The organism is Methylobacterium sp. AC433, assembly GCF_979253015.1.
The window spans coordinates 62,931-75,216 of sequence record NZ_CEEDBN010000019.1; the positions used below are offsets into that span (position 1 = coordinate 62,931).

Here is a 12,286-nt window from a genome sequence, read left to right on the forward strand (position 1 = left end):
ATTCTCGACAAAAGCCTGTGCCACGAAGATCTTGGAACGGTTCCGATCGAACCCGCATCGCCTTGATCCGGCTGGCGGGCCGGACTTGGCACGCCCCATGCAGATGCAGGACGGCTCGCCAACGATGACGAGCCTTATCCGTCGGCAGAGCCGCTGACCCGAGTCCCCCACGGAACGCAAATCCGGCGTTCGATGGATGTGCTTGGTCGGCGGTTTTTTCTTTGGCGGGTCTCCATGCTTTCAAAGGTGTCGGGTTCGATGACTGACGGTTTCCGCAACGACCGCCGTGATCTGCTGAAGGGAGCCGCCGCGACCCTGTCCCTGGCAGCCCTCGCCCGCACCGCCCTGCCGGGCGGCGCCTTCGCGCAGGGCGCCGGCCCGGAGGTGAAGGGAGCCAAGCTCGGCTTCATCGCGCTCACCGACGCGAGCCCGCTCTTCGTGGCGAAGGAGAAGGGCTTCTTCGCCAAGCACGGCATGCCCGACGTCGAGGTGCTCAAGCAGGCGTCCTGGGGCACCACCCGCGACAACCTCGTCCTCGGCTCGGAGGGCAACGGCATCGACGGCGCCCACATCCTGACGCCGATGCCCTACCTGATCTCGGCCGGACGGGTGACGCAGAACAACGTCCCCGTGCCGATGCAGATCCTGGCCCGGCTCAACACCAACGGCCAGTGCATCTCGGTGGCCAAGGAATACCTCGACCAGAAGGTCGCCCTCGACGCGAAGGTGTTCAAGGCCGCGATCGAGAAGAAGAAGGCCGCCGGCAAGTCGGTAAAGGCGGCCATGACCTTCCCGGGCGGCACCCACGATCTCTGGATCCGCTACTGGATGGCCGCCGGCGGCATCGACCCGGACAAGGACATCGAGACCATCGTCGTGCCGCCGCCCCAGATGGTGGCGAACATGAAGGTCGGCACGATGGACTGCTTCTGCGTCGGCGAGCCGTGGAACGCGCAGCTCGTGCAGCAGGGCCTCGGCTACACCGCGCTCACCACCGGCGAGCTCTGGAAGGACCATCCCGAGAAGGCCTTCGCCATGCGGGCCTCCTTCACGGAAAAGTACCCGAACGCCACCCGGGCGCTGCTGATGGCCGTGCTCGAAGCCCAGCAATGGTGCGACAAGCCCGAGAACAAGGACGAGGTCGCCGCCATCGCGGCCAAGCGCCAGTGGATGAACGTCCCGGTCTCGGACGTCGCCGGCCGCATCAAGGGCACCATCGACTACGGCGACGGCCGCGTGGTCGAGAAGAGCCCGCACATCATGAAGTTCTGGGACGACAATGCCTCGTACCCGTACCAGTCGCACGACCTCTGGTTCCTCACCGAGGACATCCGCTGGGGCAAGTTCGATGCGCAGACCGACACCAAGGCCCTCATCGCCAAGGTGAACCGCGAGGATCTCTGGCGCGAGGCGGCCAAGGCGCTGGGCGTGACCGCGATCCCGGCCTCCACCTCGCGCGGCAAGGAGACCTTCTTCGACGGCAAGGTCTTCGATCCGGCCGATCCCGCCGCCTACCTGTCCAGCCTCGGCATCAAGAGGATCGCGTGATGGCCAACACCACCACCATCGCCGCCAGCCCGGTCGTCGCCGCGCCGGCCAAGCCGAAGCGGGCGCCCCTCGTCACGACGGCCACCCTGAACACCATCGCCAAGAACCTGATCCCGCCCGTCGTGGTGCTGATCGCGTTCCTGGTGATCTGGGAGATGCTGTGCGCGCGCCCGGGCGCGGGCCTGCCGCCGCCCTCGCGCGTCGTCACCGAGGCGTGGGACATCATCGCCCACCCGTTCTACGACAACGGCGGCACCGACAAGGGCCTGTTCTGGCACATCGCCGCCAGCATCCAGCGCGTGGCCCTCGGCTTCGCCCTGGCCACCATCGTGGGGATCCTCACCGGCACCCTGATCGGCCAGTCGGAATGGGCCATGCGCGGCCTCGACCCGATCTTCCAGGTGCTGCGCACGATCCCGCCCCTGGCCTGGCTGCCCCTCTCCCTCGCCGCTTTCCGGGACGGCCAGCCCTCGGCGATCTTCGTGATCTTCATCACCTCGATCTGGCCGATCATCATCAACACGGCGGTGGGCATCCGGAACATCCCGCAGGATTACCGCAACGTCTCGGCGGTGCTGCGCCTGAACCCGCTGGAGTTCTTCGCCAAGATCATGCTGCCCTCGGCGGCCCCCTACATCTTCACCGGCCTGCGCATCGGCGTCGGCCTGTCCTGGCTCGCCATCGTGGCGGCCGAGATGCTCATCGGCGGCGTCGGCATCGGCTTCTTCATCTGGGACGCGTGGAACTCCTCCCACATCTCCGAGATCATCGTCGCCCTCGTCTATGTCGGCATCATCGGCTTCATCCTCGACCGATTCGTCGCCTTCGTCGGCACCCTGGTCACCCGCGGCACCGCGACGGCCTGAGGAGGGATCCCCATGAGCTATCTCAGCATCGAGAACGTCGGCATCAGCTTCACCCGCTCGGGCCGGACCAACGAGGTCCTGCGCGACGTCAGCGTGAAGATCGACAAGGGCGAGTTCGTCTCGCTGATCGGGCATTCGGGCTGCGGCAAGTCGACGGTGCTCAACATCGTCGCCGGCCTGCTCAAGGCCTCCACCGGCGGCGTGCTCCTCGAGGACAAGGAGGTGAACAGCCCCGGTCCCGACCGTGCCGTGGTGTTCCAGAACCACTCGCTCCTGCCCTGGCTCACCGTGCGCGAGAACGTGGCGCTCGCCGTCGACAAGGTCTTCAAGGGCAAGAAGTCGAAGGCCGAGCGCAACGCCTGGATCGACCACAACCTGTCGCTCGTGAACATGACCCACGCCGCCGACCGGCGCCCGAGCGAGATCTCGGGCGGCATGAAGCAGCGCGTCGGCATCGCCCGCGCCCTGGCGATGGAGCCGAAGGTCCTGCTCCTCGACGAGCCCTTCGGGGCCCTGGACGCGCTCACCCGCGCCCATCTCCAGGACTCGCTCATGGACATCCATGCCCGGCTGAAGAACGCCGTGATCATGATCACCCACGACGTCGACGAGGCGGTGCTCCTCTCCGATCGCATCGTGATGATGACCAACGGTCCCTCGGCCACCGTCGGCGAGATCCTGCGGGTCGACCTCGAGCGGCCGCGCCGCCGCCTCGACCTCGTGGAGGACCCGACCTACACGCACGCCCGCGCCGAGGTGCTCGAATTCCTCTACGCGCGCCACGCCAAGCCCGCCATCGCGGCCTGAGGACGGGTCTCGGACGATGCGGGAACGGCTGGTGGTGATCGGCAACGGCATGGCGTCGTTGCGCTTCCTGGAACGCCTCACCGAACGGGCGCCGGGCCTGTACGACGTCACCGTCGTCGGGGCCGAGCCGCAGGCGGCCTACAATCGCGTGCTGCTCTCCTCGCTGCTCGGCGGCGAGGTCGACGAGGCGGGCTGCGCCTTCCGCGGGCTCGACTGGTACGCGGACCACGGCATCCGCCTCATCACCGGCGCGCCGGTCACCGAGATCGATCGGGAGAACGCACTCGTGATGGTGGGGGAGACCCACGTCCTGCCCTTCGACAAGCTCGTGCTCGCCGTCGGCTCCCTGCCGATCCGCCTGCCGAAGCCCGGCATGGACCTGCCCGGCGTGCTCACCTTCCGCGACCTCGCGGACGTCGCCGCCATCCGCAGGGCGGCCGTCGCGCATGCCAGGGCCGTCGTCATCGGCGGCGGCCTCCTCGGCCTGGAGGCCGCCGTCGGCCTCGCGCGGCTCGGCGTGGAGACCACGCTCCTGCACGTCATGGACCGGCTGATGGAGCGCCAGCTCGACCACGCCGCCGCCGGCCTCGTGAAGCGCGCCATGGAGGCGCGCGGCGTGAAGGTGCTGCTCAAGGCCGATACCGCGGCGGTCGAGGGCGCGGGCCGGGTCGAGCGCCTGGTCCTGTCCGACGGCACCGTGCTGCCCGCCGACCTCGTGGTGATGTCGGTGGGCGTGCGTCCCAATGTGGGGCTGGCCCAGAAGGCCGGGATCGAGACCGGGCGCGGCATCAAGGTCGACGACCGGATGCAGTCGTCGGATGCCCGCATCTACGCGCTGGGCGAATGCGCCGAGCACCGCGGCATGGTCTACGGCCTCGTGGAGCCCGCCTACGAGCAGGCCGAGACCCTGAGCCGCCACCTCGTCGGCGAGGACGCGGCCTACACGGGCACGTCCCTGTCGACGAGCCTCAAGGTCTCGGGACTTCCGGTCTTCTCCGCCGGCCAGATCGAGGCGCCGGAGGGGGCCGAGACCGTGCTGATGTCGGATCCCGGCCTCGGCCTCTACCGCAAGCTCGTCGTCGCCGAGGATCGCCTCCTCGGCGCGGTCTTCGTCGGCGACATCGCCGAGCAGGGCTGGTGCAAGGAGCTCATCCGCACCGGCGCCTCCATCGCCGAACATCGCGACGATCTCATGTTCGGGCGTCCCGTCGCGCCCGCACCCCAACCCCTCGCAGCGTGAGGAGCCTAGCCATGGCCGACGCATTCAACGCCGAGCAGAAGCGCTACCTCGAAGGTTTCGCCTCCGGCATCGCCGCCGCGCGGGTGACCGGCGGTCTCGCCCTCGGGACCGGGGCCTCCGCCCCGCCGGCCGAGCCCACCGGCCCGGACGCGATCCACATCAAGGCGCAGGACGCCTCGATCAAGGCCGGCGGCAAGCTCTGCGAGCAGGAGAAGTGGAAGCGGGCCGAGAACCCCTTCGACGGGCACAACCGGCTCATCGCGGAGGCCGCGACGGGCAAGGGGCCGAAGCCCGAGGACAATTTCCGCTGGCGCTACCATGGCCTGTTCTGGGTGGCCCCGGCCCAGAATTCCTACATGTGCCGCCTGCGCATCCCCAACGGCATCCTGCACCACTGGCAGTTCGCCGGCATCGCGGACCTGGCCGACGCCCATGGCGGCGGCTACAGCCACGTCACCACCCGCGCCAACCTGCAGGTCCGCGAGATCGCCCCGGAGCACGGCCAGCCCTTCCTCGACGGGCTGATCGACCTCGGCCTCACCGCGCGCGGTGCGGGCGCCGACAACATCCGCAACGTGACCGGATCGCCGGTGGCCGGCGTCGACGCGCAGGAACTCCTCGACACGCGTCCGCTCGCCAAGTCCTGGCACAACCACATCCTCAACGACCGCTCGCTGTTCGGCCTGCCGCGCAAGTTCAACGTCGCCTTCGACGGCGGCGGCGTGATGCCGGTGCTGGAGGAGACCAACGACATCGGCTTCCAGGCCGTGCGGGTGCTGGAGGGCGCCAGCGTCGCCCCGGGCGTCTGGATGCGCCTCGTGCTGGGCGGCATCTCGGGCCACCGGGATCTGGCCCGCGACACCGGCGTCGTGCTGAGGCCGGAGGATTGCAACAAGGTCGCCGACGCCATCCTGCGCGTCTTCATCCAGAACGGTGACCGCACCAATCGCAACAAGAGCCGGATGAAGTACGTCCTCGACGCCTGGGGCTTCGACAAGTACCTCGCCGCCGTCGAGGCGGTGCTGGGCTACAAGCTCGACCGGGTCGACCCGGCCCACGTGGCCCCGCGCGGACCGATGGACCGCTTCGCCCATGTGGGCGTCCACCGCCAGGTCCAGGACGGACTGAACTGGATCGGCGTGATCCTGCCCGTCGGCAAGATGACCACCGACCAGATGCGCGCTCTGGCCAAGATCGCCGCCGAGTGCGGCGACGGCGCCATCCGCATGACGGTCTGGCAGAACTTCCTGTTCTCCGGCGTGCCCGACGCCAAGGTGGCCGAGGTCCAGGCACGGGTCGCCGCCCTGGGTCTCACCACGGAGGCCTCCAGCATCCGCGCCGGCCTCGTCGCCTGCACGGGCAACCGCGGCTGCAAGTTCGCCGCCTCCGACACCAAGGGCCACGCCCTGGTCATCGCCGACACCATCGAGGCGAACTTGAAGGAACTCGACGTGCCGGTGAACGTCCATCTCACCGGCTGCCATCACTCCTGCGCCCAGCACTACATCGGCGACATCGGGCTCATCGGGGCCAAGGTCGTGGTCTCGGAGGAGGGCGACACCGTCGAGGGCTACGACATCGTCGTCGGTGGTGGCTTCGGCGATTCCCCGAAGATCGGCACCGAGATCTGGAAGGCCGTGAAGGCCGAGGATTGCCCGACCCGCATCGAGGCCCTGCTGCGCAGCTACCTCGCCCGGCGCACCGGTCCGGACGAGAGCTTCCAGGCCTTCACCGCCCGCACAGGCCCCGAATCCCTGCGCAACATCGCCGAAGAGCAACCCGTCCTGAAGGCCGCCGCATGAGCGAGCACGTCACGCCCCCCCTGGTCCTCATCCCCGAGACCGCCCCGTTCGACCCGGACCAGCGCGCCTGGCTCTCGGGCTACTTCGCGGCGTTGCTGGGTCCCGCCGTCGAGGGCGCCACGGCGCTGGCGCCCGGTGACGCGCCGGGCGGCGCCGCGCAGAAACTCGCCGACAACGACGACGCGCCCTGGCACGACCCCTCCCTGCCGCTGCCCGAGCGCATGGAGATGGCCAAGGAGCGGCCCGAGGCGCAGAAGCTGATGGCCGCCATGGCGCAGCAGGATTGCGGCCAGTGCGGCTACAACTGCGCCGACTACGCGAACGCCATCTTCCTCAGGAACGAGGAGCGCCTGAACCTGTGCCAGCCCGGCGGCAAGGACACGCTCCGGATGCTGAAGAAGCTCGAAGAGGAGTTCGGCGCCGGCGGCGGCGCCGCGCCGAAGAAGTCCGAGGATGCCGCGCCCAAGGCCGCTCCCGAGCTCGGCCCCCTCGGCTACTGCCGGGAGAACCCCGTGGAGGCGACCTTCGTCTCGCGCACGCGCCTCAATGCGCCGGGCGGCGCGAAGGAAACCTGGCACATCGAGATCGACCTCACCGGCACGCCGATCGACTACGTGGTCGGCGATTCCCTCGGGCTGTTCCCGGCCAACGCCCCGGCCCTGGTCGACGCGGTCATCGCCGAGCTCGGCGCGCGGCCCGAGCGCAGGATCGGGGGCAAGACCCTGCGCGACCGGCTGCTGACCGATTACGCCCTCGGCGGCGCACCGGACGGGCTCTACCAGCTTCTCTCCCTCCTCACCTCGGGCGAGGCCCGCAGGAAGGCGCAGGCGCTGGCCGCCGGCGAGGATCCGGACGGCGACGCCGCCCATCTCGACGTGCTCGGCGCGCTCCACAAGTTCCCCGGCGCACGCCCCGATGCCGAGGTCTTCCTGGAAGCGCTCGACGAGTTGCAGCCCCGGCTCTACTCGATCTCGTCCTCGCCGAAGGCCGATCCGGGCCGGGTCTCGCTCACGGTCGACGCGGTGCGCTACAGCCACCGCTCGCGCCTGCGCCTCGGCGTCGCCTCGACCCATCTCGGCGAGCGCATCCCCGAGGGAATGAAGGTCAAGGTCTACCTGCAGAAGGCCCACGGGTTCGCCCTGCCGGAGGACCTGTCGAAGGACGTCATCATGGTCGGGCCGGGCACCGGCATCGCGCCTTTCCGCGCCTTTCTGCGCGAGCGCGACGCATGCCAGGCGCCGGGCCGCAACTGGCTGTTCTACGGCCACCAGAAGCAGGCGTCCGACTTCTTCTACAAGGACGAGCTGAACGCCCTGAAGGACCGCAAGCTGCTCACCCGCCTGTCGCTGGCCTGGTCCCGCGACGGCGCCGAGAAGACATACGTCCAGGACCGCATGCGCGAGAACGGCGCCGAGCTGTGGAAGTGGTTCGAGGGCGGCGCGCATTTCTACGTCTGCGGCGACGCCAAGCGCATGGCCAAGGACGTGGAGCGGGCGATCATCGACGTCGCCGGCCAGTTCGGGGGCAAGAACCCCGACGAGGCCGTGGCCTACCTCGCCCATCTGAAGAAGACGGGTCGCTATCAGGCCGACGTTTACTAGCACGCCGTCCCGACCGTCCTCCTTCTGCGGGGGAGGGTGGCCCGCGCATGCGGGTCGGGAGAGGGGAGCACCGCCCTTTCCGGATCGGTCGCGCTGCCCCTCTCCCGCCTGCTCCGCAGGCACCTTCTCCCGCAGAGGGGAGAGGGTGGGCGTTCCGCCTCGGCCCGTCTCTTGCTCCCACCGATGCCGCCACAAGCATCCGCCGAGGATCCCGCCATGAACGCGCACGTCCAGGCACCCGCCCCCGTCAAGACCACCTGCCCGTATTGCGGCGTCGGCTGCGGCGTGCTCGCCACGCCGGACGGGCAGGGCGGCGCGGACATCGCCGGCGACACCGCGCACCCGGCCAATTTCGGCCGGCTCTGCTCCAAGGGTTCGGCGCTGGGCGAGACGCTCTCCCTCGACAACCGCCTGCTTCACCCGCAGGTGGACGGCGCCCGCGCGAGCTGGGAATCGGCGCTCGGCACCGTGGCGGGCTCCCTGCGCCGCATCGCCGAGCGGCACGGCCCGGATGCGATCGCCTTCTACCTCTCGGGCCAGCTGCTGACCGAGGACTACTACGTCGCCAACAAGCTGGCGAAGGGCTTCCTCGGCACGCCGCACGTCGACACCAACTCGCGCCTCTGCATGTCGAGCGCGGTCGCCGCCCACCGGCGCGCCTTCGGCTCGGACACCGTGCCGGGCTGCTACGAGGATCTCGACGAGGCCGACCTCATCGTGCTGGTGGGGTCGAACACCGCCTGGTGCCACCCCATCCTGTTCCGCCGGATGGTCGACGCGCGGGCCAAGCGCGGCACCAAGCTGGTGGTGATCGATCCCCGCCGCACCCAGACCGGCGAGGAGGCCGACCTCTTCCTCGGCCTGAAGGCCGGATCCGACACCGCCCTGTTCTCCGGCCTGCTGGTGCATCTCGCCAGCACCGGCTCCCTCGACGACCGCTTCGTCCTCGACCACACGAGCGGCCTCGACGGCGCCCTGGAGCGGGCGCGCGCCATCGCGCCGACGATTCCCGCCACCGCCGCCGCCACCGGCCTGTCCGAGGCCGACGTGGCGCGGTTCTTCGAGATGTTCGCCCGCACGAAGCGGGTGGTCACCGCCTTCTCGCAGGGGGTGAACCAGTCGGCGCAGGGCACCGACAAGGGCAACGCGATCATCAACTGCCACCTCGCCACCGGCCGCATCGGCCTGCCCGGGGCGGGCCCCTTCTCGCTGACCGGCCAGCCCAACGCCATGGGCGGGCGCGAGGTCGGGGGGCTGGCCAACATGCTGGCCGCCCACATGCACTTCACCCCCGAGGAGGTGGACCGGGTCCGCCGCTTCTGGTCGGCGCCCAACATCATCACCGGCGAGGGCATGAAGGCGGTCGCCCTGTTCGAGGCGATCGAGCGCGGCAAGATCAAGGCCCTCTGGGTGATGGGCACCAACCCGATCGTGTCGATGCCGCGTGCCGACCGGATCCGCGAGAGCCTGAAGTCCCTCGACCTGTACGTCGTCTCGGAGGCGGTGGCGGACAGCGACAGCGCCCGGGCGACGGGACGCAGGACCGTCCTGCTCCCGGCCTTGGCCTGGGGCGAGAAGGACGGCACGGTGACGAATTCCGAGCGCCGGATCTCGCGCCAGCGCAGCTTCCTGAAACCGCCCGGCGAGGCCCGGGCCGACTGGCAGATCATCTGCGACGTCGCCAAGCGCCTCGGCCACGGCGACGCCTTCGCCTATTCGGGCACCGCCGCGATCTTCCGCGAGCATGCCGGCCTCTCGGCCTTCGAGAACAACGGCACCCGCGACTTCGACATCGGCGCCGTCAGCGACATGGCCGATGCGGCCTATGCGGCGACCCCCCCGCTGCAATGGCCGCTGCCCAGGCGCGGCAAGGCCAAGGCCCGGCTCTTCGCGGACGGCCAGTTCTACACCTTCGACAAGCGCGCCCGCTTCGTGGCCGTGCAGGCCCCGGCGCTCGCCCAGGCGGTCGATGAGGCCTATCCCCTCGTCCTCAACACCGGCCGCGTCCGCGACCACTGGCACACGATGACGCGGACGGGAAAGAGCCAGCGCCTCTCGGCACACCGCTCCGTGCCCTTCGTGGAGATCCATCCCGACGATGCCGCGCCGCTGGGCCTGAAGGAGGGCGATCTCGCCCGGATCGCCACCCCGCACGGCACCGCCACCCTGGAGGCGATGGTCACCGACGCGGTGCGGCCGGGCAACCTGTTCGCCGCCTTCCACTGGAGCGCGGCCACCGCCTCCGACGCCCGCGTCGGCGCCCTGGTGCGCGGCGTGCCCGATCCGGTCTCGGGACAGCCCGAGTTGAAGGCAACGCCGGCCGGCATCGCACCGGTGTCCTACCGCAACCGCGGCTTCCTCCTGACCCGCGGCGAGCAGACCCTGCCCGAGGGCTGGTGGTGGGCCAGGGCCACGATCTCCGGCGGCTCGGGCCTGCAATTCGCCACGCAGGAGAGCTCCCGCGCCGTGGCGCTGATGATGCGCGGCCTGTTCCAGGGCCTCGAACTCGCCGAGTATGCCGACCACGCCCGCGGGCGCTACCGCTGCGCCGTCTACGAGGACGGCCGCCTCGTCGCCTGCCTGGCGCTCGGACCCGCCGAGGCGCGACCGGGCTGGGACGAGGCCAAGGCCCTGTTCGCCGAGCCGGCGCCGGAGGCCCCGGCCCGGCGCGCCCTCCTGTCGGGCCGCGCCGAGACCGCCTCGGCCGGCCCCACCGTCTGTGCCTGCCACGGGGTCGGCCTCGACATCATCACGGGGGTCATCGCGGCGGGGGCCGGCACCGTCGAGGCGGTGGGCGCCGCCTGCAAGGCCGGCACGAATTGCGGCTCGTGCATCCCCGAGATCCGCAAGCTGCTGCCCGAGGCGCTTGCACGCAACGCCGCATAGGCTCAATTTGGGCCACATCGACCCCCATTTCCGAGCACCATGAGCACGCCCCGTACCCCCCGCGAAACCCGGCCCGCCGGCACCGACCCGGCCGGCGGTGCCGGCCCGGCCGGCCTGGAGCCCCTGGCCGTCCTTCCCGTCTTCGTGCCGCTGCACGGCAAGCGCGCGGTGCTGGCCGGCTCCAACGGGGGCGCACCCTGGAAGGTGAAGCTCCTCGCCGCCGCCGGGGCCCACGTGGACGTCTATGCGCCCGAGCCCAGCGAGGAGCTGCGGGCCGTGCCGGGCGAGATCGTCGCGGGCTCCGTCGCCTTGCACGAGCGCCAGTGGCGGGCCGAGGACCTCACGGGCGCGGCCTTCTGCATCGGGGCCATGGAGGACGAGGCCGACTGCATCGCCTTCGTGGCCGCCGCAAGGACGACCGGCGCCATCGTCAACGCGGTCGACCGGCCGCATCTCTGCGACGTGAAGTTCGGCGCCATCGTCAATCGCTCGCCCATGGTGGTGGGCATCTCCACGGAGGGCGCCGCCCCGGTCTTCGGCCAGACCGTGCGCGCCCGGATCGAGGGCATGCTGCCGCGCGGGTTCAAGGCCTGGATCGGCGCCGCCCGCGACTGGCGCGAAGAGGTCACCAGCCGCTTCCACGGCTTCTCGGACCGCCGCGCCTTCTGGGAGCGCTTCACCGACCGCGCCTTCGCCGAGCCCGACCGGGTCCCCACGGACCAGGATCTCGCCGAGCTCCTGGGCCAGACCGAGGCTGCCCCGAAGGGCGGGGCGGTGACGCTGGTCGGCGCCGGCCCGGGCGATGCCGAGCTCCTCACCCTCAAGGCCCTGCGCGCTTTGCGAAACGCCGACGTGATCCTGTACGACGACCTCGTCGCGCCCGAGATCCTCGACTATGCCCGCCGCGAGGCCCGCACCATGCTGGTGGGCAAGACCGGGCACGGCCCGTCCTGCCGCCAGGACGACATCAACGCGCTGATGGTGCAGCTCGCCAAATCCGGCAAGCAGGTCGTGCGCCTGAAATCCGGCGACCCCCTGGTGTTCGGCCGGGCCGGCGAGGAGATCGAGGCCTGCCGGGCCGCCGGCATCCCCGTGAGCGTGGTTCCGGGCGTCTCGGCGGCCCAGGGAGCGGCGGCCTCGCTCTGCGTCTCGCTGACGAACCGCGATGCGGCGCGGCGCCTGCAATACGTCACCGGCCACGACCGGCGCGGCGCCCTGCCGGAGGACCTGAACTGGGGCGCCCTGGCCGACCCGAGCGTCACCACCGTGGTCTACATGCCCAAGAAGACCCTCGGCGTGCTGCTCGAGCGGGCGATCGCCGAGGGCCTCGCGCCGTCGACCCCGGCGCTGCTCGTCTTCAACGCCACCCGCCCGAACCAGCAGGTGGTGGAGGCCGGCGCCGCCGACCTCGCCGACCGGGTCGAGGCCTCGGGCCACGAGGGACCCGCCCTGCTGATGGTGGGCGAGGCCCTGCGCCGCCTGGGCACCCAGGCGGCGATCGCCGCGATCGAGCCGGGCAAGCTCGCGATCTGAGGG

The 12,286-nt window shown here is 70.6% G+C and carries 8 protein-coding genes; all 8 read left to right on the forward strand.

From position 1 onward, the window contains the following. The first annotated feature begins 258 nt into the window (after positions 1-258). Positions 259-1,548, forward strand: coding sequence for a CmpA/NrtA family ABC transporter substrate-binding protein (locus AC0IWM_RS21000; protein ID WP_471758187.1), 1,290 nt, complete (start codon positions 259-261; stop codon positions 1,546-1,548). Beyond that, positions 1,548-2,414: a nitrate ABC transporter permease gene (gene ntrB / locus AC0IWM_RS21005; RefSeq protein WP_471758189.1), complete on the forward strand. Its 867-nt coding sequence runs from the start codon at positions 1,548-1,550 to the stop codon at positions 2,412-2,414. Before AC0IWM_RS21000 ends, ntrB begins: the two co-directional genes overlap by 1 nt. Before the next feature lie 12 nt (positions 2,415-2,426). After that, positions 2,427-3,221, forward strand: coding sequence for an ABC transporter ATP-binding protein (locus tag AC0IWM_RS21010; protein ID WP_056469275.1), 795 nt, complete (start codon positions 2,427-2,429; stop codon positions 3,219-3,221). Between the two features lie 16 nt (positions 3,222-3,237). Continuing rightward, positions 3,238-4,461, forward strand: coding sequence for an NAD(P)/FAD-dependent oxidoreductase (locus AC0IWM_RS21015; RefSeq protein ID WP_471758191.1), 1,224 nt, complete (start codon positions 3,238-3,240; stop codon positions 4,459-4,461). An 11-nt stretch (positions 4,462-4,472) separates the two neighbouring features. Continuing rightward, on the forward strand, positions 4,473-6,263 hold the full coding sequence (locus tag AC0IWM_RS21020; protein WP_471758193.1) for a NirA family protein: 1,791 nt from the start codon (positions 4,473-4,475) through the stop codon (positions 6,261-6,263). Then, positions 6,260-7,864 carry a sulfite reductase subunit alpha gene (locus AC0IWM_RS21025; protein WP_471758195.1) on the forward strand — a complete coding sequence of 535 codons (1,605 nt, stop codon included), beginning with the start codon at positions 6,260-6,262 and terminating at the stop codon, positions 7,862-7,864. Before AC0IWM_RS21020 ends, AC0IWM_RS21025 begins: the two co-directional genes overlap by 4 nt. A 216-nt stretch (positions 7,865-8,080) precedes the next feature. Beyond that, positions 8,081-10,750, forward strand: a complete 2,670-nt coding sequence (locus AC0IWM_RS21030; protein ID WP_471758197.1) for a nitrate reductase — start codon at positions 8,081-8,083, stop codon at positions 10,748-10,750. A 39-nt stretch (positions 10,751-10,789) separates the two neighbouring features. Next, positions 10,790-12,283 (forward strand): siroheme synthase CysG, encoded by a 1,494-nt coding sequence (gene cysG, locus AC0IWM_RS21035; protein WP_471758199.1) that lies wholly within the window; start codon positions 10,790-10,792, stop codon positions 12,281-12,283. Positions 12,284-12,286 lie beyond the last annotated feature (3 nt).

Bases quoted from the DNA above. Each gene is read 5' to 3' on its own strand.
- ntrB (WP_471758189.1), top strand. From the start codon at position 1,548: ATGGCCAACACCACCACCATCGCCGCCAGCCCGGTCGTCGCCGCGCCG.
- AC0IWM_RS21015 (WP_471758191.1), top strand. From the start codon at position 3,238: ATGCGGGAACGGCTGGTGGTGATCGGCAACGGCATGGCGTCGTTGCGC.
- AC0IWM_RS21025 (WP_471758195.1), top strand. From the start codon at position 6,260: ATGAGCGAGCACGTCACGCCCCCCCTGGTCCTCATCCCCGAGACCGCC.
- AC0IWM_RS21020 (WP_471758193.1), top strand. From the start codon at position 4,473: ATGGCCGACGCATTCAACGCCGAGCAGAAGCGCTACCTCGAAGGTTTC.
- AC0IWM_RS21010 (WP_056469275.1), top strand. From the start codon at position 2,427: ATGAGCTATCTCAGCATCGAGAACGTCGGCATCAGCTTCACCCGCTCG.
- AC0IWM_RS21030 (WP_471758197.1), top strand. From the start codon at position 8,081: ATGAACGCGCACGTCCAGGCACCCGCCCCCGTCAAGACCACCTGCCCG.
- AC0IWM_RS21000 (WP_471758187.1), top strand. From the start codon at position 259: ATGACTGACGGTTTCCGCAACGACCGCCGTGATCTGCTGAAGGGAGCC.
- cysG (WP_471758199.1), top strand. From the start codon at position 10,790: ATGAGCACGCCCCGTACCCCCCGCGAAACCCGGCCCGCCGGCACCGAC.